Source organism: Kitasatospora cheerisanensis KCTC 2395 (assembly GCF_000696185.1).
GTDB lineage: Bacteria > Actinomycetota > Actinomycetes > Streptomycetales > Streptomycetaceae > Kitasatospora > Kitasatospora cheerisanensis.
Genome location: NZ_KK853997.1, coordinates 3,399,187 through 3,424,276 on the forward strand (window position 1 = coordinate 3,399,187; position 25,090 = coordinate 3,424,276).

A 25,090-nucleotide genomic window follows, 5' to 3' on the forward strand; every position below is an offset into this window, starting at 1 on the left:
GGGTGGCGAATCGGACGGTGACCGGCTGCTTTCAGCCTGCGACCAGAACGACCCCGGCGACCGCCGCCGCCATCAGCGCCAGCACGGCCAGCAGCACCAGCGGCCCCAGCAGTCGCGGCGGTATCCGGGGCGGTCGCCCGGCGGGACCGGCGTCCTGACGGTCCGTCGGGGGGCGGCGCGGCGGCCTGGCGCCGCGGGGCCGCCGGGCGAGCGGCCCGGCCGCGGGGCGGGGCGTCGGCAGCAGCGGGGCGGGCGGGCCGTCCGGGTACGGCTCGGGCGCGAACGCCAGCAGCTCGCGCAACTCCCGCTGCACGGCGACCGCGTCGGGCCGGCGGGCGGCGTCCGGGTCCAGCAGCCGCTCCACCAGCGGGCGCAGCGGGCCGCAGCCGTCGGCGGGGTGGTGGCGGCCGTCGCGGACGGCGGCCAGCAGGGTCGGCAGGTCGTGCTCGGGGTACGGGCCGTGGCCGGTGAGCAGGCGGTACAGCAGGACGCCGAGGGCCCAGGTGTCGGCGGGCGCGCCCGCGTCGATCGCCCAGCGCTCGGCGAGCGGTCCGAGCATGAGCGCGCGCGTCTCGTACACCCGGCGCGGCACCTCGCCGCCGAGCGCCGCGCACAGTTCCTCCTCGGCCGCGCCGAGCAGCAGGCCGCCGAGCATCGCCGCGCCGTCCTCGCAGACCAGCACGGTGCGGGTGGTGACGTTGCCGTGGGTGAGTCCGGCCTCGTGCACGGCCCGCAGCGCGCCGGCCAGGTCGGCGCCGATCTCCGCGACCCGGTACGGCGACAGCGGCCCGTTGCCGACCAGCCGCTCCAGCGGCACCGCGGACACCGACTCCTCGGCGACCCACAGCAGTTCGCCCTCGGGGCCGGCGGCGAGCCCGCGCAGCAGCCGCGGGTGGGTGGGCGCGGCCGCCGCGACCTGGGCGACCCGGGCGGTCAGCCGGGCCGCGTGGCCGGGCGCGGCGCCGCCGACGGGGTCGAGCAGTTCGGGCAGCTCCAGGCCGAACAGCCGCACCCGGGCGCCGCTCTGCGCGTCCACCGCGGGCACGCCGACGTCGTCGTCCGGACGGTCCGTCACCCGGTACCGCCCGGCCACCACCTGCCCGGGGGCCGTTCGCATGCCTGTTCCTCACGCCGTAGTCCTGCCAGCCTACGGCCCCCGGCCGCCCCCGCCACCTTCCGGTGCGGCCTTTCAACTCCCTTGTGCCTCCGCGTCGGAGGCGCCCGGCGCGCGGGGCGCTGCTACGGCGCGGGCTGGAAGCTCTCGAAGGAGATCCGGCGCGCCAGCGAGCCGTCCGGCGCGGACCACACGGATTCCGGCATGGTCCAGTAGATCGCGTAGCCGTACTTGCCCTCGCCGGTGACGAAGCCGCGGTTCAGCGAGTGCAGCACGGTGCCGGTCTTGCCGCTGTACGTCCACTCCCAGTCGGCGGCGTTGGTCCAGCCCCGGTAGGCGACCGATTCGACCCGGATCCGGCGGTAGTTGGACATCGTCGCGGAGCGGTCGGCGGCCTGCCAGTCCTTGAGCGCGCTGTCGCCGGCGGGCGACTGCCAGTCGACGACCAGGCGCAGCCCGTTGCCCTCGAAGCGGCGGCTGGTGGAGCGGTAGTCCGGGCCCTGGTCGGTCATCCAGTTCGGCAGCGTGATGCTGAAGCCCGACGGGTCATGGAACACCCGGTAGCCGTCCGGAACCTGACCTGGCGTCAGCACCGGCGCGGGCGGCTCCTCCGACTGCGCGGACGCGCTGGGGCTCGGGCTCGGGCTGGCGCCGGCGCTCGCGGACGGCGGGGCGCTCGGGCCGCCCGACGGCTGCACCGGGGCGGCGGCGCCGCCGTCCGCGGCGCTCGCCCCGGTGCCCTTGCCGTCGGGCCACCACACCACCAGGGCGGCGACCAGTGCCAGCACCGCGACGACCGCGGCGACGATCAGCGGGGTGCGCCGCCGGGACGCGCCGTCGCGCGGCACCGCCGCGGTCGTCGCCGCGGCGGCGGGCTCGGCGGGCAGCGCGCGGGTGGCGGTCTCGGTGGCGACCGGCTCGGCGGGCACGGCCGCGGCGGCGCGCTTCGGCTCGGGCAGCGCCCGGCCGGCGACGATCCGCTGCAGCAGGTCGCGGGCCGTGTCGGCGTCCATCCGCTTCGCGGGGTCCTTCTCCAGCAGCCCTTCGATGACCGGCCGCAGCGGCCCGGCGTTGGCGGGCGGCGGGAGTTCCTCGGTCATCACGGCGGTCAGCGTGGCCAGCGCGGAGCCCCGGTCGTACGGCGGGACGCCCTCGACCATCGCGTACAGGGTGCCGCCCAGCGACCACAGGTCGGACGGCGGGCCGGGCCGCCGGCCGCGGGCCCGCTCGGGCGCGATGTACGAGGGCGCGCCGACCAGCATGCCGGTGGAGGTGATCGAGGTGTCGCCCTCGACGCTGGCGATGCCGAAGTCGGTGAGCACCGTCCGGCCGTCGTCGCCGATCAGCACGTTGGACGGCTTCACGTCGCGGTGCAGCACGCCCTGGCTGTGCGCGGCGCCGAGCACCCCGAGCAGGTCCAGGCCGATCGCGGCGGCCCGCTCGGGCGTGAGCGCGCCGTCCTCGCGGACCACGTCGGCCAGCGAGCGGCCGTCGACCAGTTCCATCACGATCCACGGCCGCCCGTCCTCCTCGACCACGTCGAAGACGGTGACGGCGGCGGTGTGCCGGATCCGGGCGGTGGCCTTGGCCTCGCGCAGGGTGCGGACGATCAGCCGGTGCTTCTCGGCCTCGTCGACGGCCCCGGTCATCCGGAGTTCCTTCACCGCGACGATCCGGCCGAGCATCTCGTCCTCGGCCCGCCACACGGTGCCCATGCCGCCCCGGCCGAGCACCTCGCCCAGCCGGTAGCGGTCCGCCAGCAGTCGGCCGGTCGGTTCCTGCGGCTGCGTCATCGGTGCGCTCTCCCCATGGTGTTGCGGCCCTCGCCGGGCACCCCGGCCGGGACCTGACGGCATGTCGGGCCGCCGCGGGCGGCGGTCGCACGCCGGGGCACCATCATCCCCTGCCGCCGCCCCGCCCGGCCACCCACCCCCACCCGGGCCACGCCCCGTGCGCCCCTCCCGTCCCTTCCGCACCGCATCACCGACCGAAAACGATCGCTCGCGACCCACTCCCGTCCGCCCCGGGCTGTCCCGCCGGCGGACGGGCCGCGCGGGCCGGCGAATCCCGCTGTCCAACTGTCTTTATGCCCTGCTAACGTCTGCGCGTTCTTCACATCATCGCCACGGGGGAAGCCCACATGACCACGCCCGAGCCCACCGACCCGATCGCCCCGCCGACCCCGGACCCGGCTGCCTCGGCGGCCCTCGCCGCCCCGCCGCCCCGACCGCGCCGGCCTGGGGCGGCGCCCGGCCGGGGTCCCGCTGGCCGGGGCCCACGCAGGCCCCAAGAACCTGCCGGCCGCGGTGCTGGCGGGCGTCGGCGTCGCGCTGGTCTCCGGCCTGCTGTACGGATTCATCGTCAAGGCCATCGACCACGAGATCGCCTGGATGGTGATCGGCATCGCCGCCGCCGTCGGCCTCACCCTCGGCAAGATCGGCGGCAAGCACGTGGCCCTGCCGCCGGTCGGCGCGCTGCTGGCCGTGTTCGGCCTGGTCTTCGGCGAGATGTTCGGCATCGCGCTGGTCGTCCAGGAGATGTCCGGCGTGTCGGTGCTCGAAGTCTTCACCGACCACTTCTCCGTCCTGACGGAGACCTGGAAGGAGACCTTCGACTTCATGTCGGGCCTGTTCATCGTGATCGGCCTGGCCGTCGGCTTCAACCTGACCCGGAAGTTCGGCGACTCCTGACGGCGCGTCACGGAAGAGGGCCCCTGCCGCGGCTGCGGCAGGGGCCCTCTTCCGTTCCGGTGTCAGCGGCCCGGGTTGACCGTGACCTCGACCCGCTGGAACTCCTTGAGCTCCGTGTAGCCGGTGGTGGCCATCGCCCGGCGCAGCGCGCCGAACAGGTTCATGGTGCCGTCGGGGGTGTGCGACGGGCCGGCCAGGATCTGCTCGGTGGAGCCGACGGTGCCGAGGTGCACGCGCTTGCCGCGCGGCAGCTCCTCGTGGACGGCCTCCATGCCCCAGTGGTAGCCCTGGCCGGGCGCGTCGGTGGCGCGGGCCAGCGCGGCGCCGATCATCACCGCGTCCGCGCCACAGGCGACGGCCTTCGGGATGTCGCCGCTGTAGCCGACGCCGCCGTCCGCGATCACGTGCACGTAGCGGCCGCCGGACTCGTCCATGTAGTCCCGGCGGGCCGCGGCGACGTCCGCCACGGCGGTCGCCATCGGGACCTGGATGCCCAGCACGTTGCGGGTGGTGTGCGCGGCGCCGCCGCCGAAGCCGACCAGCACGCCGGCCGCGCCGGTGCGCATCAGGTGCAGCGCGGCGGTGTAGGTGGCGCAGCCGCCGACGATCACCGGGACGTCCAGCTCGTAGATGAACTGCTTCAGGTTGAGCGGCTCGGCCGCGCCCGACACGTGCTCGGCGGACACCGTGGTGCCGCGGATCACGAACACGTCGACGCCGGCGTCCACGACGGCCTTGGAGAACTCGGCGGTGCGCTGCGGCGAGAGCGCCGCGGCGGTGACCACGCCCGAGTCACGGACCTCCTTGATCCGCTCCTTGATCAGCTCGGCCTTGATCGGCTCGGAGTACACCTCCTGCAGGCGGCGGGTCGCCTCCGCCTCGTCGGTGATCGACGCGATCTCCTCCAGCAGCGGCCGCGGGTCCTCGTACCGCGTCCACAGGCCTTCCAGGTTCAGCACGCCCAGGCCGCCCAGCTGCCCGATCGCGATCGCCTGCTGCGGCGACACCACGCTGTCCATCGGCGCCGCCAGGAACGGCAGTTCGAACCGGTAGGCGTCGATCTGCCAAGCGATCGAGACCTCCTTCGGGTCACGCGTACGGCGGCTGGGGACGACGGCGATGTCGTCGAAGGAGTACGCCCGGCGGCCGCGCTTGCCTCGCCCGATCTCGATCTCAGTCACTTCGAGCCCTTCTGCTGCTTTCCATCTCCCGACCGGGTCACCCCGGCCGCACCCAAGTATCCCGTACGACCCCTTTGCGCCCCGACAGGGGCGCACCGAACGGCAGGAGCCGCCCGGTCCGCAGCTGGACTGCGGGCCGGGCGGCTCCGGTGGTACGGGTCAGCGCGCGTTGTAGTTCGGCGCCTCGACCGTCATCTGGATGTCGTGCGGGTGGCTCTCCTTGAGGCCCGCCGAGGTGATCCGGACGAACCGGCCCTTGGTCTGCATCTCCTCGACCGAGCCGGCGCCCACGTAGCCCATGGTCTGCCGCAGGCCGCCGACCAGCTGGAACAGCACCGCGGACAGCGGGCCGCGGTACGGCACCTGGCCCTCGATGCCCTCGGCGATCAGCTTCTCGTCCGAGGAGACCTCGGCCTGGAAGTAGCGGTCCTTGGAGAAGGACTTCGCCTGGCCGCGGGTCTGCATCGCGCCCAGCGAGCCCATGCCGCGGTACGACTTGAACTGCTTGCCGTTGATGAACAGCAGCTCGCCCGGCGACTCCTCGCAGCCGGCCAGCAGCGAGCCCAGCATCACGGTGTCGGCGCCGGCGCACAGCGCCTTGCCGATGTCGCCGGAGTACTGCAGGCCGCCGTCGCCGATGATCGGGACACCCGCGTCCTGGCAGGCCTGCGCGGCCTCCCAGATCGCCGTCACCTGCGGGACGCCGACGCCGGCGACCACGCGGGTGGTGCAGATCGAGCCGGGGCCGACGCCGACCTTGACGCCGTCCACGCCGGCGTCGATCAGCGCCTGGGCGCCGTCACGGGTGGCGATGTTGCCGCCGACCACGTCGACCGACACGGCGGACTTGATCTTCGAGATCCAGGCCAGCGCGTTGTGCGAGTGCCCGTGCGAGGTGTCCACGACCAGGAAGTCCACGCCCGCACCGACCAGCGCCTGGGCCCGGTCGAACGCCTCGGCCGAGGCGCCGACGGCGGCGCCGACCAGCAGACGGCCCTCGGCGTCCTTGGCGGCGTTCGGGTACTTCTCCGCCTTGACGAAGTCCTTGACGGTGATCAGGCCCTTGATCCGGCCCTCGTCGTCGACCAGCGGCAGCTTCTCGATCTTGTGGCGGCGGAGCAGCGCGACGGCGTCCTCGCCGGAGATGCCGACCTTGCCGGTGATCAGCGGCATCGGCGTCATGATCTCGGCGACCTTGCGGCTGCGGTCGGTCTCGAAGGCCATGTCGCGGTTGGTGACGATGCCCAGCAGCTTGCCGTCCGGGTTGGCGACCGGCACGCCGGAGATCCGGAACCGGGCGCACAGCGCGTCGGCCTCGGCCAGGGTGGCCTCCGGGCCGACCGTGATCGGGTCGGTCACCATGCCGGACTCGGAGCGCTTCACCAGGTCGACCTGGTTGACCTGGTCCTCGATCGACAGGTTCCGGTGCAGGACGCCGACGCCGCCCTGCCGGGCCATCGCGATCGCCATCCGCGACTCGGTGACCTTGTCCATCGCCGCCGACAGCAGCGGAATGTTGACCCGCACGTTCCGCGAGATCCGCGAGGAGGTGTCGACCTGGTTGGGCAGCACCTCGGACGCCCCGGGCAGCAGCAGGACGTCGTCGTACGTGAGTCCGAGCATCGCGAACTTCTCGGGTACGCCGGCGGCGTTGTAAGACATGGGGAACCTTCCGTGGCGGGCCGTCGTTCTGCGCACGGGCGCCCGGGGTCTCTCGGCCGCCAAGAACGCCCGGCGTTCGGACGATCCTCCAACCGAGGACCGCGCACACCGGAGAAGCTTTGGCGACCCGACCAGGCGCCGATACCCCATGGTACTGGTGACGCGGGGCATCTCGTCGCGCCCTCTTGACAACGCGCGCGCCGCCGCGCTTCTTCCGCCCTGACGGGCGGTCAGCCGGACTCCTCCGCCAGCGCCCGCAGCCGCGACAGCGCCCGGTGCTGGGCCACCCGCACCGCACCCGGCGACATCCCGAGCACCTCGCCGGTCTCCTCCGCCGACAGCCCGTCCGCCACCCGCAGCAGCACCAGCTCGCGCTGCCGGGCCGGCAGGTTGGACAGCAGCTCCTTGATCCACGCCGCGTCGCTGGACAGCAGCGCCCGCTCCTCCGGGCCGAGCGAGTCGTCCGGCGTCTCCGGCAGGTCGTCCGGCGGGATCACCGTCGAGCCGGGCCCGCGCATCGCGGCCCGCTGCAGATCGGCGATCTTGTGCGCGGCGATCCCGTACACGAAGGCCTCGAACGGGCGGCCGGTGTCCCGGTAGCGGGGCAGCGCGCACAGCACCGCGACGCACACCTCCTGCGCCACGTCGTCCACGTGGTGCCGGGCCCCGCCGGGGAGCCGGACCAGCCGGCCGCGGCAGTACCGCAGCGCCAGCGGGAGCACGTAGCCGAGCAGCGCCTCGATCGCCGGGCCGTCGCCGCGCACCGCGGCCGCGACCAGCTCCGCCACCTGGGGCGACGTCCCGCCCGGGACCTGCGGTCGGCCGCCCGTACCCGACGCACCGTCGGATTCCGCCGGCCCGCCCTCCGGAGCCGACGACGGATCGGCAGCCGCACCCTCGGGGGTGGGCTGCGCCGGACCGGTCCCGGCGGCCTCCTCGTCGTCATGCATCGGTCCATGGTGCCTGGTCGGACCGGAAAACGCGGCACCGCGTCCGGACTTGTGCATCGGAACGTTATGCGTCGCCGGGTGCACCGTGCCGCCTCCCCTGCCTGTCCGCTGGTCCCCGAGGTGCTCCACTACTCCATGGTGCAGCCTCGGGACCACAACGTCACACGTCCGAGCGAGCGCAGTTGCCGCACCCGCTCAGCGGACCAGGCCCCAACGGAAGCCCAGCGCCACCGCGTGCGCGCGGTCCGAGGCGCCCAACTTCTTGAACAGCCGCCGGGCGTGCGTCTTCACGGTGTCCTCGGACAGGAAGAGCTCGCGGCCGATCTCCGCGTTGCTGCGGCCGTGGCTCATCCCCTCCAGCACCTGGATCTCACGGGCCGTCAGGGTCGGTGCGGCGCCCATGTCCGGGCTGCGCAGCCGGCGCGGCGCCAGGCGCCAGGTCGGGTCGGCCAGCGCCTGGGTGACGGTGGCCCGCAGCTCGGCGCGCGAGGCGTCCTTGTGCAGGTAGCCGCGGGCCCCGGCGGCGACCGCGAGGGCCACGCCGTCCAGGTCCTCGGCCACGGTGAGCATGATGATCCGGGCGCCCGGGTCGGCCGAGAGCAGCCGGCGGACCGTCTCCACCCCGCCCAGTCCGGGCATCCGGACGTCCATCAGAACGAGATCGGAACGGTCGGCCACCCAGCGGCGGAGGACCTCCTCACCGTTCGTCGCAGTGGTCACCCGGTCGACGCCGGGCACGGTCGCCACGGCACGGCGCAGCGCCTCCCGGGCGAGCGGGGAATCGTCGCAGACGAGTACGGATGTCATGACCGTCGTCCTCCGCAGCTGATCCGCGTCACGTTGAGCCTCCTGGCTGGTACGAACCTCTCCGACACGGCCGCCGCGACGGACCCCGATCCGATCGCCTCGCTCCGCGACCGATCCCGATGCCCTGCGCCTGCTGACCGCCTCCGTACATCCAACGACCGTCACTCGAATGAGTTACGGCTTCAGGTCCATCTCCACCACTGTACGTGGCCAACCCATCACACAAGAGCCACCTCGCGGTGCACACGCCGCACTTTTGTGCAGCTCGCGCGCGGTGCCCGCGCCGCGCACGCCTTCCGGCCGCGGTCCGCGCCCCGCCAACACCCGATCGGGGCGCGATTCGCCTTAAACCCTATTGCACCGTTTGTCCGTTTTTATAGCTTCCGTCAGGTCATTGACTGTTGTGTCGGACTGTGGGTGACTTGTCCATGTAGTTGGGTGTAAGTCATATTTCCAGGTGTCCGTACCGGTCCCGTGCAGCCTCGCCGCAGCAATCGCCCGTCGAGCCGCCAGGTCCCGCGTCATTGAAGGGAATGAGCCATGGCAGATTTCTCCCGCCTCCCCGGCCCCAACGCAGACCTCTGGGACTGGCAGCTCTCCGCCGCCTGCCGCGGCGTCGACAGCTCGCTGTTCTTCCACCCCGAGGGCGAGCGGGGCGCGGCCCGGACCTCGCGCGAGGCGAGCGCCAAGGAGGTCTGCATGCGCTGCCCGGTACGCGCCCAGTGCGCGGCCCACGCCCTGGCCGTCCGCGAGCCCTACGGGGTGTGGGGCGGCATGACGGAGGACGAGCGCGAAGAGCTGCTCGGCCGCTCCCGCAACCGCCTGGTCGAGGTCCCGCTGGCCATGCCGCAGACCGTCCGCCACTGAGCATCCGGTGAGCAGCCGCACCCGCGTCCCGCCGCGGTGCCGGCCCCCGGCCAACTGAAGAAACGTTTCGCCACTCGCGCAGCGCCGCCCTGCACCGGGCCGGCGCCGCGCCCGTCTCCGGGGCCCTCCGGGAGCGCCTCAGCGGGCGGCGGCCGCCGCGGCCAGCTGATCCAGCATCAGCTCCACCGCCGGAACGCCCGCCAGGTCCGGCAGGGTCAGCGCCACCACCTCGCGCCGGGCCGGCTCCCCCGACGCCACCCGCACCGGCACCGCCGCCACCCCCGGGTGCCGCACCGACTCCAGTGCCAGCCCCGGCAGCACCGCCACCCCCAGGCCCGCACCCACCAGGCCCACCACCGCCGGGTAGTCGTCGGTCGCGAACTCGATCGACGGCGCGAAGCCCGCGTCCGTGCACAGCTCCACCAGGTGCCCCCGGCACTGCGGGCAGCCCGCGATCCACTGCTCCTGCGCCAGCTCCGCGAGGTCCACCGGCTCGCCCTCGCCCCGGCCCGCCAGCGGGTGCCCCGCCGGCACCAGGCCCACCAGCGGATCGTCCAGCAGCGGCCGCACCACCAGCTCCGACCAGTCGTTCGCGGCGGCCGTCGCCGCCGCCTCCAGCGTCGCCTCGGCCCGCGCCTCGCGCAGCGTCGCGTGCGGCGACGGCAGGCTCAGGCCGCCCTGCGAGTCCGGGTACCGAAACGCGAGCGCCACCTCGCACTCCCCGCCGCGCAGCATCGCCAGCGCCTGCGGGGGCTCCGCCTCCACCAGCGAGACCCGCACCCCCGGATGCGCCGCCCGCACCTGCGCCACCGACCGCGGCACCAGCGTCGAACTCGCCGTCGGGAACGAGACCAGCCGCACCCGGCCCGCCCGCAGCCCCGCGATCGCCGCGACCTCCTCCTCGGCGGCGGACAGCCCCGCGAGGATCCCGTTCGCGTGCTTCAACAGCACCCGCCCGGCCTCGCTCAGCTGCATCTCCCGCCCCGACCGCACCACCAGCGGGGTGTCCACCGCCTTCTCCAGCGCCTTCATCTGCTGGCTCACCGCAGGCTGCGTGCACCCCAACTCCCGCGCCGCGGCAGAGAAGGACCCGGTCCGGGCGACGGCGTGCAGAACGCGGAGGTGGCGGGCTTCAATCACGCCATCAACCTTAGGGGAGCCGGCCGAGTGCGCAGGCGGCTGCGAAAACAGGGGCGCAGGCGGGTGCGAAGACAGGGGCGCGTGGGGGCACCTCCCGGCCCGCCAGGGCTGGGGGAGAACTGCGCGGGACGGAAGGGCACCGAGCCGCAAGATCGCGACGCAGGCCAGTGACTTGCACGCGCTCGCGACCTCGCGGACCGGCCTCGCGCTTGTCGCGCGCTTCCCGCCGCCCACGCGAAAGGGGCGCGAGGTCCTGCACGCTCCGGCCCCGCACTACGAGAGTGCATGGCCGGTCGCGCAGTTCCTCGCGCCCCTGTCAGTCGCTACCGCTCAAGCGGCTCGCGCTCAGTGGCTGTGGCCGTGCCCGCCGTGCGAGTGGCCGTGGCCCGCGGCGTCCTCCTCTTCCTTCTTCTCCACCACGAGGGTCTCGGTGGTGAGGAGCAGGGAGGCGATGGACGCGGCGTTCTCCAGGGCGGAGCGGGTGACCTTGACCGGGTCGATGACGCCGGCCTTGACCAGGTCGCCGTACTCGCCGGTGGCGGCGTTGTAGCCCTGGCCGGCCTCCAGCTCGGAGACCTTGGAGGTGATGACGTAGCCCTCCAGGCCGGCGTTCTGGGCGATCCAGCGCAGCGGCTCGACCAGCGCGCGGCGGACCACGGCGACACCGGTGGCCTCGTCGCCGGACAGGCCGAGGCCGTCCTCCAGGACCTTCGCGGCGTGCACCAGGGAGGCGCCACCACCGGCGACGATGCCCTCCTCGACCGCGGCGCGGGTCGCGGAGATGGCGTCCTCCAGGCGGTGCTTGCGCTCCTTGAGCTCGACCTCGGTGGCCGCGCCGACCTTGATCACGCAGACGCCGCCGGCCAGCTTGGCGAGGCGCTCCTGGAGCTTCTCGCGGTCCCAGTCGGAGTCGGTGTTGGCGATCTCGGCCTTGATCTGGGCGACCCGGCCGGCGACCGCGTCGGAGGCGCCGGCGCCGTCGACGACGATGGTCTCGTCCTTGGTGACGGTGATGCGGCGGGCGGAGCCCAGCACGTCCAGGCCGACCTGGTCGAGCTTGAGGCCGACCTCCTCGGAGATGACCTGGCCGCCGGTGAGGGTGGCGATGTCGCCGAGGATGGCCTTGCGGCGGTCGCCGAAGCCGGGGGCCTTGACCGCGACCGCGTTGAAGGTGCCGCGGATCTTGTTGACCACCAGGGTGGACAGCGCCTCGCCGTCGACGTCCTCGGCGATGATCAGCAGCGGGCGGGAGCCGCCGGCCTGCAGGACCTTCTCCAGCAGCGGCAGGAGCTCCTGGATCGAGGAGATCTTGCCCTGGTTGATCAGGATGTACGGGTCTTCCAGGACGGCTTCCTGGCGCTCCGCGTCGGTGACGAAGTACGGCGACAGGTAGCCCTTGTCGAACTGCATGCCCTCGGTGAACTCGAGCTCGACGCCGAAGGTGTTGGACTCCTCGACGGTGATGACACCGTCCTTGCCGACCTTGTCGATCGCCTCGGCGATCAGCTCGCCGACCTGGGCGTCCTGGGCGGACAGCGAGGCGACGGCGGCGATGTCGTCCTTGCCCTCGATCTCGCGGGCGACCGACAGCAGGTGCTCGGAGACGGCGGCGACGGCCTTGTCGATGCCCTTCTTCAGGGCGGCCGGGCCGGCGCCGGCGGCGACGTTGCGCAGACCCTCGTTGACCAGGGCCTGGGCCAGCACGGTGGCGGTGGTGGTGCCGTCGCCCGCGACGTCGTTGGTCTTGGTGGCGACCTCCTTGACCAGCTGCGCGCCGAGGTTCTCGTACGGGTCGTCGAGCTCGACCTCGCGGGCGATGGTCACACCGTCGTTGGTGATGGTGGGGGCGCCGAACTTCTTGTCGATGACGACGTTGCGGCCCTTGGGGCCGATGGTCACCTTGACGGTGTCGGCAAGCTTGTTGACGCCGCGCTCCAGCGAGCGGCGGGCGTCCTCGTCGAACTGCAGGGTCTTCGCCATGATCCCGTTTCCTCAGGGTGTGGTCTGCGTACGTGGAGCAACAACCGCGCCCCGGGCCCCTGTCAGTGTCGACACGGATCCGGGGCGGGCTGGGGACGTCTTACTTCTCGATGATGGCGAGAACGTCGCGAGCCGAGAGGACGAGGTACTCCTCGCCCTGGTACTTCACCTCGGTGCCGCCGTACTTCGAGTACAGGACGATGTCACCGACGGCGACGTCGAGCGGCAGACGCTGGCCGTCCTCGAAGCGGCCCGGGCCGACGGCCAGGACGACGCCCTCCTGGGGCTTCTCCTTGGCGGTGTCCGGGATCACCAGGCCGGAGGCGGTGGTGGTCTCGGCGTCGAGCGGCTGGACCACGATGCGGTCCTCGAGCGGCTTGATGGCAACCTTGCTGCTGGTGGTCACGTCCGAGCTCCCCTTCGGAGATTACGGGGTTGTCTAACAGGTAGGTGGGCGAGGGTGTGCGACTGCCGTCGCGGGGGTCAGACACACATCTTCGCGTTAGCACTCCCCCGGGGGAGAGTGCCAGGAACGACCATAGGACGCCGTTAGCACTCAGTCAACCAGAGTGCCAACGCCGTCGTGTCGGAGTTCGGCTCCGACGCCCCGGCGGATTCCGGATTTCCGGCCGGGCCACCGGGAACACGGCCGGTGGGCGGGGCGGGGACAATGGGGCGGTGGAGATCGAGTCGTTCCGGGCGCTGCTGACCGAGCAGGGGCAGGCGCTGCTGGCCGAGTTGCGGGGTTTCACCGCGGATCAGGAGCTCGCGCTGGCGACCCGGCTGCGGCGGGAGTACCCGGCCGAGCTGGTGCGGGCGGCGTTCGAGCAGGCGCGGCTGCGGCAGCGGGCGGAGGCGAAGTTCGGGGCGGACGCCGCCTCGATGTACTTCACCCAGCACGGCGTGGAGCAGGCGACCCGGCGCAGCGTGGCGGAGTGGCGGGCGGGCCGGTTCGCGGCGCTCGGGGTGGAGCGGCTGGCGGACCTGTGCTGCGGGATCGGCGGCGACGCGATCGCGCTGGCCCGGGCCGGGATCACGGTGCTGGCGGTCGACCGGGACGAGCTGACCTGCGAGGTTGCGCGGGCGAACGCGGCGGCGCTGGGCGTGGCGGAGCTGGTGGAGGTGCGCTGCGCGGACGTCGCGGACGTCGACACAAACGGCTTCGACGCGGTGTTCACCGATCCGGCGCGGCGCACCTCGCGGGGCCGGGTGTTCGATCCGGAGGCGTACTCGCCGCCGCTGTCCTGGGCGGTGGAGGCGGCCCGGCGGACGCCGTTCGGGGCGTTGAAGGTGGCGCCGGGGATCCCGCACGAGCTGGTGCCGGAGGGCGCCGAGGCGGAGTGGGTGTCGGACCGGGGCGAGGTGAAGGAGGCGGTGCTGTGGTTCGGCACGGCGGCCGCCGAGCCGTACCGGGCGACCCTGCTGCCGGGCCCGCACTCGCTGGCCGGCGGGGCGCTGCCGGACCCTCCGGTGGGCCCGGTGGGCCGGTACCTGTACGAGCCGGACGGCGCGGTGATCCGGGGCCGGATGGTCGCCGAGGTGGTGGCGTCGGTGAACGGCCGGCTGCTCGACCCGATGATCGCGTACGTCACCTCGGACGAGCTGCACCCGACGCCGTACGCGCAGGCGTACGAGCTGTCCGACGTGCTGCCGTACAACGTCAAGAAGTTGAAGGCGCTGGTGAAGGAGCGCCGGATCGGCACCGTGGTGATCAAGAAGCGCGGGGCGTCGGTGGTGCCGGAGGAGTTGCGGCGGCAGCTGAAGCCGTCCGGGCCGAACGCGGTGACGGTGATCGTGGCCCGTACCGCGGCCGGCCCGGTGATGATGCTGGGTCAGCCGGCCGGCTTGGCGATGTAGTCGTCGAGGCGGGCGACGGCGAAGCCCTGTTCCTGGATGCGGGCGAGCAGCTCGCCGAACATCTGGGTCATGGTCTCGCCCTTGAGGTCGGACGGGCCGCGGAAGTGGGCGAGGATGATGTCGCCGTTCTTCAGCTTCTTGTCGGCGGCCTGGTACTGCATGTCGTGGATCTGCATGGATTCGCGCCACAGCACGATGGCCCGCGGCCCGCACTCCTGCACGGAGGTGTTCAGGGTCGGGGTGTTCGCGCCGTCGCCGTAGGGCGGGCGGAACAGGTACGGGGCGGTGCCGTACTGCTCGGTGAGGGCGGTCTGGTCGTCGCAGATCTGGGTCTTCTGCTGGGCGGCCGAGAGCTTGCTCATCACCGGGTGGTTGACGGTGTGGTTCTGGACGGTGTTGCCGAGCGCCTGCAGTTCCTTGAAGTAGCCGTAGTTGTTCTTGACGATGTCCTTGGTCAGGAACATCGTGATCGGCACCTTCAGGTCGGTGAGCATCTGGACGAACTTGGGGTCCTTCTCGGCCCCGTCGTCGATGGTGATGAACACGACCTTGTCCTGGGTGGGGACTTCGCTGAACACCGGCACCGCACCGGTCCTGGTCAGCTTGATCGGCTTGTCGGCGGGCGGCGCGGGCGCCTTGGCCATCGGCTGGAGGCCCCACTTCGCCCAGGCGGCGGTGCCGGCCGTGTCCTGCGCGGGGGCGGACGCGGGGGCGGAGGCGCCCGATCCGGCGCCGGAGGACGCGGCGGCGGGCTGCACGGGGACGGGCGACTTCGCGGCGGGCGCGGAGCTGCCGCACCCGCTCGCCGCCAGCAGTACGGCGAGCGCACCCGCGCCGTACCCGATCCGGGCCCTGTTCGTCACCGGTCTCCCCCGCTCTTCCTCTACACGCGTGTCGATGTACTGGACGAACGCTACCGGCTCCGCGGTTGCCTATCCGACATCCGTGCGGGTGAAGGTCCAGCGGTGCACCGGCCGGGCCAGCAGCCCGGCCGGGGGCTCCGGCACCGGCTGCGGTTCGGCCGTCCACAGCGCGATCAGCAGAACCCGGTCGCCGGGCGCGGTGAACAGTTCGACCCGCTCCAGGCCGGCCGCTGCGCGCACCGCGGGCAGCGCGAACTCCCGCGCCCAGGCGTGCAGTTCGCTCCCCCGGCCGTCGGCCGCCCGGGCCTCCCACATGGCCGCGAGGGTCACTTGAGCGCCTCGTGCGCGTGCGCGTGGAAGTCGCCGTGCTCGCCGGGCACGTGGGTCTCGGTGACCGGCAGCGAGGAGTCCGCGGACAGGTCGAAGGAGGACGGGGTGCGGTTGCGCCAGACCATCTCGGAGCCGAGCGCGGCCACCATCGCGCCGTTGTCGGTGCAGAGGCCGGGGCGCGGCACCCGCAGCACGATGCCGGCCTTGTCGCAGCGCTGCTGCGCCATCTCGCGGAGCCGGGAGTTCGCGGCGACGCCGCCGCCGATCATCAGGTGGTCGACGCCGTTGTCCTTGCACGCCCGGACGGCCTTGCGGGTGAGCACGTCGGTGACCGCCTCCTGGAAGGACGCGGCGACGTCCGCCACCGGCACGGTCTCGCCGGCCCGGCGCTTGGCCTCGACCCAGCGCGCCACGGCGGTCTTCAGGCCGGAGAACGAGAAGTCGTAGGCCGGGTCGCTCGCGCTGCTCAGGCCGCGCGGGAAGGCGATCGCCTTCCCGTCGCCCTCGCGGGCCATCCGGTCGACCACCGGGCCGCCGGGGAAGCCCAGGCCGAGGACGCGGGCGACCTTGTCGAAGGCCTCGCCGGCCGCGTCGTCGATGGTCGCGCCGAGCGGCCGGACGTCGGTGGTGATGTCGCCGCTGAGCAGCAGCGAGGAGTGCCCGCCGGAGACCAGCAGCGCCATCGTCGGCTCGGGCAGCCGGCCGTGCTCCAGCTGGTCGACGCAGATGTGCGAAGCCAGGTGGTTCACGCCGTACAGCGGCTTGTCGAGCGCCCAGGCGTACGCCTTGGCGGCGCTGACGCCGACCAGCAGCGCGCCGGCCAGGCCGGGGCCGGCGGTGACGGCGATGCCGTCGAGGTCGCTCGCCTTGACGCCGGCGGTGTCCAGCGCGCGCTGAATGGTGGGGACCATCGCCTCCAGGTGCGCGCGGCTGGCGATCTCGGGGACGACGCCGCCGAACCGGGCGTGGTCGTTGACCGAGGAGGCGACCGCGTCGGCGAGCAGCGTGGTGCCGCGGACGATGCCGACGCCGGTCTCGTCGCAGGAGGTCTCGATACCGAGGACGAGCGGTTCGTCAGCCATTGTGATGATCCTTCAGATCGCTTGCATCGCTTGCCAGGTGGTCCAGACGCATCACCAGTGCGTCCACGTTGGCGGGCTGGTAGTAGCCCCGCCGGATGCCGACCGGCTCGAACCCGAACCGCTCGTACAGCCGCTGCGCGCGCAGGTTGTCCACCCGCACCTCCAGCAGCAGCTCGGCGCAGCCGCGCCGGACCGACTCCTCGATCAGCTCGGCCAGCAGCATCGCCCCGAGGCCCGCGCCCTGGTGGCCGGACTCCACGGCGATGGTCTGCACGTCGCCGTCCGGCCCGACCGCCATCAGCCCGGCGTACCCGACCAGCGCGCCGTCCTCGTCCACCGCCACCACGTAGTGCCGGCTGCCGCCGGGGTGGGCGTCGGCCAGCTCCGACCAGTACATGCCGCGCGACCAGGCGTCGTCGGGGAACAGCCGGTGCTCCAGCTCCATGACGGGCTCGATGTCCCACCACCGCATGGGACGCAGCGAGAACCTAGCCACGGCCGGACAGTCCCGCGCCCGTCACGCCGGAAGCACCGCCTTGTAGCCGGCCGGCACCTGCGCGTCCGGCCGCCGCAGGTACAGCGGGGCGTTCGGCAGCAGCGCGCGGCCGGCGGCCAGCTCGCGGACCGCGAAGTCGGCCAGCGCGCCCGCCGAGACGTGCTCGGGGCCGCTCGCCGCCGGCAGGCCGTACAGCAGCGCGCCCGCGCCGACCGTCCGCGCGCCGGGCTCGATCTCCGCCGGGCGGTCCACCGAGGGGCCGGAGACCCGGGCACCGGACGCGTCGTAGGAGGCCCAGTAGACCTCCTTGCGGCGCGCGTCGGTGGCCACCGCGAAGGCGCCGTCCAGGCCCTCGGTGCGGGCCTGGTGGGCGATCGCGTCGAGGGTGCAGACGCCGTGCACGGGCAGGCCGAGCGCGTCGCCGAGCGCGGCGGCGGTCACCAGGCCGACCCGCAGGCCGGTGTACGGGCCGGGGCCGACGCCGACCGCCAGGTCGGTGAGCTGCCGCTTGTCCACGCCGGCGGTGCGCAGCACGGCGTCGATGGTCGGCAGCAGCAGTTCGCCGTGTCGGCGGGCGTCGACCTCGTAGGACTCGGCGAGCACGCGCTCGCCGTCGTGGACGGCGGCCGTGACGGCGGGGGTGGCGGTGTCGAAGGCGAGGAGGAGCACGGGTTCAAGGTTAGAGGGTCCGGCGCGGGTGCCCGCACCGGCCGGGAACACACGATCGGAAGAGGCCGAAGCGGCGCGGCGGACCTGGCACGATGGGCCTTCGGACGTGAGACGCGGAGCGTTGAGGAGCAGACGTGGCGAAGCTGGGTCCTGGTGCGGTGGTCGGCGGGCTGACCCTGGGGGCCATGGCGGTGATCGGGCTGTTGGCGTTCCAGGCGAACGGCGCCGCGTCCCGGGCGGTGGCGGCCACCCCGGCGGCCCCGGCGAGCGCCCCGGCGGCGGCGGCCCCGGCGAGCGAGAAGCCGACCGCTCCCCCGCTGCCGGCCGACTCCGGGACGGGCCTGCGGGTGGTGTTCTCGCTGAAGGACCGCCAGGTGTGGCTGGTCGACCCGAAGAAGCCGGATCCGGTGCTCGCCTCGTTCAAGGTGTCGCCGGGCAGCGCGCTGCCGAACCCGGGCGCGTACACGGTCTACAGCCGCACCGCCGCGGGCACCGGCACGGACGGCCGGAAGATCGAGCACGTGGTGCGGTTCGCCCAGCAGCAGGGCACGGTGTTCGGTTTCAGCTCGCTGGTGGACGAGAACGCGGCCGCGCCCTCGGTCGACCCGAAGACCAAGACCGGCGGCATCCGGGCGTCCCGGCCGGACGGCCAGGCGCTGTGGGACTTCGCGCCGAACGGCACCCGGGTCGTCGTGGTCGCCTGACGCCCCGCCGCTAGGCGGCGTGCCGCTCGGGCGGGGTGGAGACCGCCTCGGCGGCCCGGCAGGACGCCAGCAGGACGCGCATCGGCACCGGTGCGGCGTCGCTGCGCGGCTCGTGCGCGTCGGGGCACGCGGCCCCGGCGGGGGCGTCGGCCGGTTCGGGACGGATCTCGGCCGGTTCGGGACGGGTGTCGGTCCGGGGGGTGGTGCTCGCCATGGGGCGCCTCCCTAGTTAGGCACACCTAACCTGCTGTCGCCATCCCATCACGCCCACCGGCCGGGCCGCAACAGTTTCCCGACGCGCTGTCGGAAACCGCCTCAGTTGTCACCCAATACGGTGAGGTCCACGTCGTCCCAGCGACCGCCCAGACCGGTCACGGTGACCCGGCGCCCGTCCGCCTCGTCCACCAGGTCGGCCTCCGCGCCGCCCAGGGTCCGGTCGATCCGGACCTCCAGCCGGTCCTCGGAGAGCTGCTCGACCTTGCCCTCGCCCCACTCGACGACGATCACCGACTCGGGCAGCGAGACGTCCAGGTCGAGGTCCTCCATCTCGTCCAGGCCGCCGCCCAGCCGGTACGCGTCCACGTGCACCAGCGCGGGGCCGCCGGTCAGCGAGGGGTGCACCCGGGCGATCACGAAGGTCGGCGAGGTGACCGCGCCGCGCACGCCCAGGCCCTCGCCGAGGCCGCGGGTCAGCGTGGTCTTGCCCGCGCCCAGTTCCCCCGACAGCAGGACCAGGTCGCCGGGGCGCAGCAGGGCGGCGAGCTGCCGGCCGAGGCCGGTCATCCGCTCCGCGGTGGCGACGGTCAGAGTGGTCTGCGAACCCATGGCGTCCTTCTTCGATACGTTGCGGCCACCCCTACGGTGCCACACCGCGACGGGACGCCCGCTCAGCCCTCCGGCGGCTCGTCCCCGGCCGCGCGCAGCTCCTCCGGCAGCGGGCCGGTGCCGGCCCGGTCGGCGGCCCGCTCCAGCAGCGCCACCAGCTCCCGGTCGACGGTGCCGGGGCGCTCCAGCATCAGCAGGTGGCCGGCGTTCTCGACCAGCACCAGCCGGGCGCCGGGCAGTGCGGCGGCGATCGCCTCCGAGTACTCGGGCGGGGTGAGCAGGTCCTTGGTGCCGGCCATCACCAGGGTGGGGACGCCGTCCAGCGCGGCCAGCGCGGTCTGCTTGTCGTGCAGCGAGAACGCCGGGTAGAACTCGGCGACCACGTCGATCGGGGTGGCGTCCAGCAGCTGTTCGGCGAACCGCACCACGCCCGGGTCGACGTCCTTGGTGCCGAAGGAGAACCGCCGGTAGAACACCGCGGCCAGCTCCGAGCCCCAGCGCCGGGTCGCCTCCACCAGCTCGACCTGCCGGCCCAGCATCCGCACCACGCCGGGCGCGACCCGCTTCACCACCTTCGCCCCGGCGGCGGGCAGGCCCAGCGTCACCGAGTCCCAGCCGCCGGCCAGCGTGCCGATCAGCGCCACCCCGGTCACCCGGCCGTCCGGGCCGAACAGTTCGGGGTGCTGGGCGGCCAGCGCGAGCACCGTCATCCCGCCCATCGAGTGCCCGACCAGCACCACCGGCCCGTCCGGCACCACCGCGTCCAGCACCGCGCGCAGGTCGCCGCCGAGCTGGTCGATGGAGGCGGGCTCGCCCTTCAGGTACGAGCGGGAGCGCTCGGAGCGGCCGTGGCTGCGGTGGTCCCAGAACACCGTGCGCAGCGCCCCGCGCAGGGCGGCGCGCTGGAAGTGCCAGCTGTCCTGGTTCAGGCAGTAGCCGTGGCAGAACACCACCGTCGGCCCGGGGCCCTCGCCGGCGTCCACCTCCACGTACAGCTCGGTGCCGTCGTCGGCCCGGACCCGCCGGGGGCTCCGCGCAGCGAACCGAACGGCGCCGCCGCGTCCAGTTCCTCCCGGGCCCGCCGGCGCATCGCGCGCCCGACCGTCAGCCGCTCCACCGCGACGCCCGCGGCGGCCCCGGCGGCCAGCACCCCGAGCGAGATGCCGATCAGCCCGGCCTTCGACACCCCGGACGACTCGGCCATCAGGCACGCCCCGAACGGGCCCGCGCCCCGGCACCGGCAGCCACTACTGCACCCCGCCCACGTACCGCCGGGGCACCCGCCCCCCGATCCGCGTGATGATCTCGTACGAGAGGGTGCCGCAGGCCCGTGCCCAGTCCTCCGCCGTGGGCTCGCCCCGGTCGCCCGGGCCGAACAGCAGGACCTCCTCGCCGACCTCGAAGGTCTCCCCGCCGAGGTCGACGACGAACTGGTCCATCGCGACCCGCCCGGCCACCCGGTAGCGGCCGGAGCCGATCTGCACCGGCCCGGTGTTGCTCGCGTGGCGGGGGATCCCGTCCGCGTAGCCGAGCGGGATCAGGCCGAGCGTGGTCGGCCCGGGGGTGACGTAGTGGTGGCCGTAGGAGACGCCGTGCCCGGCGGGGACGTGCTTGACCAGGGCGAGCCGGGCGGCCAGCGACATGACCGGCCGCAGGCCGTAGTCGGCGGGCGTGCCGACGTCCGGCACCGGCGACAGGCCGTACATGGCGAGGCCGGGCCGGACCAGGTCGTAGTGCGACTGCGGGAGCAGCAGGGTGGCCGGGGAGTTGGCCAGGTGCCGCACCTCGGGGTCGATGCCGGACCGCTCGGCGAACGCCAGGGCCTGCGCGAACGAGTCCAGCTGGGACTGGATCGACGGGTGGCCGGGCTCGTCGGCGGCGGCGAAGTGCGACCAGACGCCGACCACCCGGAGCAGGCCGTCGGCCTGCGCCTTCGCGGCGTTGTCGACCAGGTCGGGCCAGTCGTGCGGCTGGCAGCCGTTGCGGCCGAGACCGGTGTCGGCCTTGAGGTGGACCCGGGCGGGGATGCCGGTGGCGCGGACGGCGGCGAGGAGTTCGTCCAGCGCCCACTGGCCGCTGATCGAGATGTCGACGGATTCGCGCAGCGCCTGCTCCCACGGGCCGCCCGGGGTCCACAGCCAGCACAGGATGCGGGCCTGGTCGGGGCGGATGCCGGCGGCGCGCAGCGCGAGCGCCTCCTGCGGGGTGGCGGTGCCGAGCCAGCCGGCGCCGGCGGCGATCGCCTCCCGGGCGCACTGCAGCGCGCCGTGGCCGTAGGCGTCGGCCTTGACCACGGCCATCAGCTCGGGGCCGTTGGTGCGGGCGCGCAGGGCGGCCAGGTTGTCGCGCAGGGCGGCCAGGTCGACGGTCGCCTCGGCGCGGACGCCCTCGGTCAGTGCGGGTGTCCCGGTGGTGTTCGCAGTCGTCATCGCGTATCAGTCTCCCAGACCCCCGCCGATCCCCCCGTCAGGGGCGCGGTCGGCCGGGCCCCTGTCACCCGTCCACCCGTACGCCCTTCCCTTCCGGTCCTTCCACGCGGTGGGGCGCGTTCCGGTTCCGCCCGGGGCCGGATGCGGACGGCGTCACCCCGTCAGCGACCGCCAGACCGACGGCAGCGCCTCCGCGATGTCCAGTGCGGTGATCGGCGCGCCCGTCCCGGCGGCGTGGCGGCCGGCCAGGCCGTGCAGGTAGGCGGCGACGGAGGCGGCGTCCAGCGGGCCGAGGCCGGTGGCGAGCAGCGAGCCGGCCAGGCCGGCCAGGACGTCGCCGCTGCCGGCGGTGCCGAGCCAGCCGGTGCCGGTCGGGTTGGTGCGGGCCCGGCCGTCCGGGTCGGCGACGACCGTGGTGGAGCCCTTGAGCAGCACGGTCGCGCCGTAGCGGGCCGCGAGCAGCCGGGCGGACCGGAGGCGGTGGGCGGCGACCGTGTCGGCGTCGGTGTGCTCGCCGATGCCGGCGAGCAGCCGGGCGGCCTCGCCGGCGTGCGGGGTGAGCAGGGTGGGCGCGGTCCGGCCGGCCAGCAGGGCGGGACCGAGGCGGCCGAGTTCGGTGAGCGCGTCGGCGTCGGCGAGCACCGGCGCGTCGGTGTCGAGCGCCTCGCGCAGCGCCTGCTCGGCGCCGTCCCCGCCGCCGGGGCCGACCACCCACGCCTGGACCCGACCGGCGCGGGCCGGGCCGGCCTCGGTGACCAGCGCCTCGGGGTGGCGGCGGACCACCTCCTCTGCGGCGTGCCCGGTGTACCGCACCGCGCCCGCACCGCCGCGCAGCGCCCCCGCGACGGCCAGCAGCGCCGCGCCCGGGTAGCGGGCGGAGCCGGCGGCGACGCCGACCACCCCGCGCCGGTACTTGTCGCTCTCCGCACCGGGGACGGGCAGCAGCGCGGCCACGTCGGCGTGCTGGAGGGCCGCGACGGGGGCGGGCGGCAGGTCGAGTCCGATCCCCACCAGGTGCACCACGCCCGCGTACTCGGCGCCCGGGTCGATCAGCAGGCCGGGCTTGTGGGTGCCGAAGCAGACCGTGACGTCGGCGCGCAGCGCGGGGCCGCTCACCTCGCCGGTGTCCGGGTCGACGCCGGACGGCACGTCGACGGCGACCACGGGGCCGCGGCGCGCCATGGTGGCGAACGGCGCGGCGGCCGGGCGCAGCGGCCCGCTGCCGCCGATGCCGACGATGCCGTCCAGCACCAGGTCGGCGCGGCCGAACGCGCCCGCGTCGCCGGTGACCCGGCCGCCGGCGGCCAGCAGCGCGGCGAGGCCCTCGGCGTGCGCCTTCGCCGGGTCCAGCAGCAGCGCCTCCGCACGGGCCCCGCGACGGGCCAGCCGGGCCGCCGCGAACAGGGCGTCACCGCCGTTGTCGCCGGAGCCGGCCAGCACGAGGACGCGGCTGCCGTAGACCCGGGGCAGCAGCCCGGCGCAGGTCGCGGCGAGACCGGCGGCGGCGCGCTGCATCAGGGTGCCGTCGGGCAGAGCCGCCATCAGGGCGGCTTCGGCGGCGCGGACTTGGGCGACGGTGTGGGCCTGGCGCAACGGGATCTCCTTCGGGAGGCGCGAGCACGTGCACGTCATTGTCCGTGCCGCGGTCCCGCCGACGGGCGTCTTCCGCTCCGCGCGGTTCTTCGCGCCCCCGGTTTCACCCCCGGCTACCCCTCCGCGATCACGACGGCCGAGGCGACGCCCGCGTCGTGGCTGAGGGAGACGTGCCAGGACGTCACTCCGAGGGCGGCGGCGCGGGCCCGGACGGTGCCGGTGACGTGGAGGACGGGGCGGCCGGAGTCCTCGACGCGTACTTCGGCGTCCTCCCAGCGGAGGCCGGGGGGTGCGCCGAGGGCCTTGGCGAGTGCCTCTTTGGCGGCGAAGCGGGCGGCCAGCGAGGCGGTGCCGCGGCGCTGGCCGGACGGGAGGGTCAACTCGTCCGCGGTGAAGAGGCGTTCGGCGAGGCCGGGGGTGCGTTCGAGGGATTCCCCGAAGCGTCCGATGTCCGCCACGTCGATGCCGACCCCGATGATCACGTCCGACTCCCTCGTCCATGCCTGCGCGAGCGTCGCGCAGGCATGGACGATACGCGCGCTACTCGACGGTGACGGACTTGGCGAGGTTGCGCGGCTGGTCGACCTCGTGGCCCTTGGCGGTGGCCAGTTCGCAGGCGAAGACCTGGAGCGGGACGGTGGACACCAGGGGCTGGAGCAGGGTCGGGGTGGCCGGGATGCGGATCAGGTGGTCGGCGTAGGGGACGACGGCCTCGTCGCCCTCCTCGGCGATCACGATGGTCCTGGCGCCGCGGGCCCGGATCTCCTGGATGTTGGAGACGATCTTGTCGTGGAGGATGGAGCGGCCGCGCGGCGAGGGCACCACCACGACGACCGGCAGGCCTTCCTCGATGAGGGCGATCGGGCCGTGCTTGAGCTCGCCGGCGGCGAAGCCCTCGGCGTGCATGTAGGCGAGTTCCTTGAGCTTGAGCGCGCCTTCGAGGGCCACCGGGTGGCCGACGTGCCGGCCGAGGAAGAGCACCGCGGGGGCGTCGGCCAGCGAGCGGGCGAGCGCGCGGACCGGCTCCATGGTGCCGAGGACCTGCTCGACCTGCCGGGGGGCGTCGCCGAGTTCGCGGATCACGGAGGAGATCTCGTCGCCCCACTTGGTGCCGCGGACCTGCCCGAGGTAGAGGGCGACCAGGTAGCAGGCGACCAGCTGGGTCAGGAACGCCTTGGTGGAGGCGACGGCGACCTCGGGGCCGGCGTGGGTGTAGAGCACCGCGTCGGACTCGCGCGGGATGGTCGAGCCGTTGGTGTTGCAGATCGCCAGCACCTTGGCGCCCTGTTCGCGGGCGTGCCGGAGCGCCATCAGGGTGTCCATGGTCTCGCCGGACTGCGAGATGGCGATGACGAGGGTGCGGTCGTCCATGATCGGGTCGCGGTAGCGGAACTCGCTGGCGACCTCGACCTCGCACGGGATCCGGGTCCAGTGCTCGATCGCGTACTTGGCGATCATGCCGGCGTGGAAGGCGGTGCCGCAGGCGACGACGACGACCTTGTCGACCTCGCGCAGCACCTGGTCGGGAATGCGCAGTTCGTCGAGGGTGAGCCGGCCGTCGGTGCCGATCCGGCCGAGGAGGGTGTCGGCGACGGCCTTGGGCTGCTCGGCGATCTCCTTGAGCATGAAGTAGTCGTAGCCGCCCTTCTCGGCGGCGGAGGCGTCCCAGTCGACGTGGTACTCGCGGATCTCGGCGGGGGTGCCGTCGAAGTTCGTCACGGTGACGCCGTCGGTGCGCAGTTCGACGACCTGGTCCTGGCCGAGTTCGACGGCGCGCCGGGTGTGGGCGATGAACGCGGCGACGTCCGAGGCGAGGAAGTTCTCGCCGTCGCCGACGCCGACCACCAGCGG

Annotated in this window: 24 protein-coding genes and 1 pseudogene; 4 read left to right on the plus strand and 21 right to left on the minus strand. The window is 73.9% G+C overall.

Features of this window, described 5'->3' with window-relative positions:
• Positions 1 to 31: 31 nt before the first annotated feature.
• Both KCH_RS15240 and KCH_RS15245 read right to left on the minus strand, forming a co-directional pair.
• Positions 32 to 1,117, minus strand: coding sequence for a protein kinase (locus KCH_RS15240; RefSeq protein WP_051653106.1), 1,086 nt, complete (start codon positions 1,115 to 1,117; stop codon positions 32 to 34).
• 122 nt (positions 1,118 to 1,239) lie between these two features.
• Complete coding sequence (locus KCH_RS15245; RefSeq protein WP_035863447.1) at positions 1,240 to 2,907, minus strand: serine/threonine-protein kinase; 1,668 nt, start codon at positions 2,905 to 2,907, stop codon at positions 1,240 to 1,242.
• A gap of 513 nt (positions 2,908 to 3,420) precedes the next feature.
• On the opposite strand from KCH_RS15245, the gene KCH_RS15255 reads away from it, so the two are divergent.
• Entirely contained in the window at positions 3,421 to 3,804 is a 384-nt protein-coding gene (locus tag KCH_RS15255) for a hypothetical protein (protein WP_051653107.1), read from the plus strand.
• Between the two features lie 62 nt (positions 3,805 to 3,866).
• Here KCH_RS15255 and KCH_RS15260 read toward each other — a convergent pair whose 3' ends face one another.
• The 4 genes from KCH_RS15260 to KCH_RS15275 all read right to left on the minus strand — a co-directional run bounded on the left by KCH_RS15260 (position 3,867) and on the right by KCH_RS15275 (position 8,404).
• A complete protein-coding gene (locus tag KCH_RS15260; protein WP_035863450.1) occupies positions 3,867 to 4,985 on the minus strand; it encodes a GuaB3 family IMP dehydrogenase-related protein in 1,119 nt (372 codons plus the stop codon).
• Positions 4,986 to 5,144: 159 nt separating this feature from the next.
• Positions 5,145 to 6,647: an IMP dehydrogenase gene (gene guaB, locus KCH_RS15265; RefSeq protein ID WP_035863452.1), complete on the minus strand. Its 1,503-nt coding sequence runs from the start codon at positions 6,645 to 6,647 to the stop codon at positions 5,145 to 5,147.
• Between the two features lie 230 nt (positions 6,648 to 6,877).
• Positions 6,878 to 7,597, minus strand: a complete 720-nt coding sequence (gene shbA / locus KCH_RS15270) for an RNA polymerase sigma factor ShbA (protein ID WP_084223642.1) — start codon at positions 7,595 to 7,597, stop codon at positions 6,878 to 6,880.
• A gap of 195 nt (positions 7,598 to 7,792) precedes the next feature.
• Positions 7,793 to 8,404, minus strand: a complete 612-nt coding sequence (locus tag KCH_RS15275) for a response regulator transcription factor (RefSeq protein WP_014136228.1) — start codon at positions 8,402 to 8,404, stop codon at positions 7,793 to 7,795.
• 540 nt (positions 8,405 to 8,944) lie between these two features.
• Between KCH_RS15275 and KCH_RS15280 the strand changes: the two genes are divergently transcribed.
• The gene (locus KCH_RS15280) at positions 8,945 to 9,271 is read left to right on the plus strand and encodes a WhiB family transcriptional regulator (RefSeq protein WP_035863455.1); all 327 of its coding nucleotides are present in this window, start codon (positions 8,945 to 8,947) and stop codon (positions 9,269 to 9,271) included.
• 138 nt (positions 9,272 to 9,409) lie between these two features.
• Here KCH_RS15280 and KCH_RS15285 read toward each other — a convergent pair whose 3' ends face one another.
• The 3 genes from KCH_RS15285 to groES form a co-directional block, all read right to left on the minus strand.
• Positions 9,410 to 10,411, minus strand: coding sequence for a LysR family transcriptional regulator (locus KCH_RS15285; protein WP_035863457.1), 1,002 nt, complete (start codon positions 10,409 to 10,411; stop codon positions 9,410 to 9,412).
• A 345-nt stretch (positions 10,412 to 10,756) separates the two neighbouring features.
• The gene (gene groL, locus KCH_RS15290) at positions 10,757 to 12,391 is read right to left on the minus strand and encodes a chaperonin GroEL (RefSeq protein ID WP_035863461.1); all 1,635 of its coding nucleotides are present in this window, start codon (positions 12,389 to 12,391) and stop codon (positions 10,757 to 10,759) included.
• A gap of 100 nt (positions 12,392 to 12,491) precedes the next feature.
• Positions 12,492 to 12,797 carry a co-chaperone GroES gene (groES, locus tag KCH_RS15295; RefSeq protein WP_014136232.1) on the minus strand — a complete coding sequence of 102 codons (306 nt, stop codon included), beginning with the start codon at positions 12,795 to 12,797 and terminating at the stop codon, positions 12,492 to 12,494.
• 272 nt (positions 12,798 to 13,069) lie between these two features.
• Between groES and KCH_RS15300 the strand changes: the two genes are divergently transcribed.
• Positions 13,070 to 14,248, plus strand: coding sequence for a class I SAM-dependent methyltransferase (locus tag KCH_RS15300; RefSeq protein WP_035863463.1), 1,179 nt, complete (start codon positions 13,070 to 13,072; stop codon positions 14,246 to 14,248).
• On the opposite strand, the gene KCH_RS15305 is transcribed toward KCH_RS15300, so the two are convergent.
• The 5 genes from KCH_RS15305 to tsaB all read right to left on the minus strand — a co-directional run bounded on the left by KCH_RS15305 (position 14,224) and on the right by tsaB (position 17,688).
• The gene (locus tag KCH_RS15305) at positions 14,224 to 15,111 is read right to left on the minus strand and encodes a polysaccharide deacetylase family protein (RefSeq protein WP_035863465.1); all 888 of its coding nucleotides are present in this window, start codon (positions 15,109 to 15,111) and stop codon (positions 14,224 to 14,226) included. The genes KCH_RS15300 and KCH_RS15305 overlap by 25 nt on opposite strands.
• Positions 15,112 to 15,180: 69 nt before the next feature.
• Entirely contained in the window at positions 15,181 to 15,441 is a 261-nt protein-coding gene (locus tag KCH_RS15310) for a hypothetical protein (protein ID WP_035863467.1), read from the minus strand.
• The gene (tsaD, locus tag KCH_RS15315) at positions 15,438 to 16,523 is read right to left on the minus strand and encodes a tRNA (adenosine(37)-N6)-threonylcarbamoyltransferase complex transferase subunit TsaD (protein ID WP_035863469.1); all 1,086 of its coding nucleotides are present in this window, start codon (positions 16,521 to 16,523) and stop codon (positions 15,438 to 15,440) included. The genes KCH_RS15310 and tsaD overlap by 4 nt, the downstream gene beginning before the upstream one ends.
• Positions 16,516 to 17,019, minus strand: a complete 504-nt coding sequence (gene rimI / locus KCH_RS15320; RefSeq protein WP_341865376.1) for a ribosomal protein S18-alanine N-acetyltransferase — start codon at positions 17,017 to 17,019, stop codon at positions 16,516 to 16,518. The genes tsaD and rimI overlap by 8 nt, the downstream gene beginning before the upstream one ends.
• Before the next feature lie 21 nt (positions 17,020 to 17,040).
• Positions 17,041 to 17,688, minus strand: coding sequence for a tRNA (adenosine(37)-N6)-threonylcarbamoyltransferase complex dimerization subunit type 1 TsaB (gene tsaB, locus KCH_RS15325; protein ID WP_035863473.1), 648 nt, complete (start codon positions 17,686 to 17,688; stop codon positions 17,041 to 17,043).
• Positions 17,689 to 17,822: 134 nt separating this feature from the next.
• Here tsaB and KCH_RS15330 point away from each other — a divergent pair, with 134 nt between their 5' ends.
• Positions 17,823 to 18,392 (plus strand): L,D-transpeptidase, encoded by a 570-nt coding sequence (locus tag KCH_RS15330; protein ID WP_035863474.1) that lies wholly within the window; start codon positions 17,823 to 17,825, stop codon positions 18,390 to 18,392.
• Positions 18,393 to 18,402: 10 nt separating this feature from the next.
• Here the strand turns inward: KCH_RS15330 and KCH_RS15335 are convergent, their stop codons facing one another.
• From KCH_RS15335 to glmS, 7 genes and pseudogenes are all read right to left on the minus strand, one after another.
• Positions 18,403 to 18,606: a hypothetical protein gene (locus KCH_RS15335; protein ID WP_035863475.1), complete on the minus strand. Its 204-nt coding sequence runs from the start codon at positions 18,604 to 18,606 to the stop codon at positions 18,403 to 18,405.
• 101 nt (positions 18,607 to 18,707) lie between these two features.
• On the minus strand, positions 18,708 to 19,217 hold the full coding sequence (tsaE, locus tag KCH_RS15340) for a tRNA (adenosine(37)-N6)-threonylcarbamoyltransferase complex ATPase subunit type 1 TsaE (protein WP_035863476.1): 510 nt from the start codon (positions 19,215 to 19,217) through the stop codon (positions 18,708 to 18,710).
• Positions 19,218 to 19,279: 62 nt separating this feature from the next.
• Positions 19,280 to 20,421 (minus strand): annotated as a pseudogene (locus KCH_RS15345) (alpha/beta fold hydrolase).
• A 43-nt stretch (positions 20,422 to 20,464) separates the two neighbouring features.
• Positions 20,465 to 21,646, minus strand: a complete 1,182-nt coding sequence (alr, locus tag KCH_RS15350) for an alanine racemase (protein WP_051653110.1) — start codon at positions 21,644 to 21,646, stop codon at positions 20,465 to 20,467.
• A 153-nt stretch (positions 21,647 to 21,799) separates the two neighbouring features.
• Complete coding sequence (locus KCH_RS15355; protein ID WP_035863478.1) at positions 21,800 to 23,239, minus strand: bifunctional ADP-dependent NAD(P)H-hydrate dehydratase/NAD(P)H-hydrate epimerase; 1,440 nt, start codon at positions 23,237 to 23,239, stop codon at positions 21,800 to 21,802.
• 113 nt (positions 23,240 to 23,352) lie between these two features.
• Positions 23,353 to 23,721 (minus strand): holo-ACP synthase, encoded by a 369-nt coding sequence (locus KCH_RS15360; RefSeq protein ID WP_035863480.1) that lies wholly within the window; start codon positions 23,719 to 23,721, stop codon positions 23,353 to 23,355.
• A gap of 58 nt (positions 23,722 to 23,779) precedes the next feature.
• Positions 23,780 to 25,090 (minus strand): glutamine--fructose-6-phosphate transaminase (isomerizing) (glmS, locus tag KCH_RS15365; RefSeq protein WP_035863482.1); only part of this gene is annotated, 1,311 nt, incomplete at its 5' end.

What these genes read in the sequence shown, in the direction of transcription:
- KCH_RS15240 (WP_051653106.1), bottom strand. Translation starts at nt 1,117, where the DNA reads ATGCGAACGGCCCCCGGGCAGGTGGTGGCCGGGCGGTACCGGGTGACG.
- KCH_RS15245 (WP_035863447.1), bottom strand. Translation starts at nt 2,907, where the DNA reads ATGACGCAGCCGCAGGAACCGACCGGCCGACTGCTGGCGGACCGCTAC.
- guaB (WP_035863452.1), bottom strand. Translation starts at nt 6,647, where the DNA reads ATGTCTTACAACGCCGCCGGCGTACCCGAGAAGTTCGCGATGCTCGGA.
- shbA (WP_084223642.1), bottom strand. Translation starts at nt 7,597, where the DNA reads ATGCATGACGACGAGGAGGCCGCCGGGACCGGTCCGGCGCAGCCCACC.
- KCH_RS15275 (WP_014136228.1), bottom strand. Translation starts at nt 8,404, where the DNA reads ATGACATCCGTACTCGTCTGCGACGATTCCCCGCTCGCCCGGGAGGCG.
- KCH_RS15280 (WP_035863455.1), top strand. Translation starts at nt 8,945, where the DNA reads ATGGCAGATTTCTCCCGCCTCCCCGGCCCCAACGCAGACCTCTGGGAC.
- groL (WP_035863461.1), bottom strand. Translation starts at nt 12,391, where the DNA reads ATGGCGAAGACCCTGCAGTTCGACGAGGACGCCCGCCGCTCGCTGGAG.
- tsaD (WP_035863469.1), bottom strand. Translation starts at nt 16,523, where the DNA reads ATGGCTGACGAACCGCTCGTCCTCGGTATCGAGACCTCCTGCGACGAG.
- KCH_RS15335 (WP_035863475.1), bottom strand. Translation starts at nt 18,606, where the DNA reads ATGGCGAGCACCACCCCCCGGACCGACACCCGTCCCGAACCGGCCGAG.
- tsaE (WP_035863476.1), bottom strand. Translation starts at nt 19,217, where the DNA reads ATGGGTTCGCAGACCACTCTGACCGTCGCCACCGCGGAGCGGATGACC.
- alr (WP_051653110.1), bottom strand. Translation starts at nt 21,646, where the DNA reads ATGACGACTGCGAACACCACCGGGACACCCGCACTGACCGAGGGCGTC.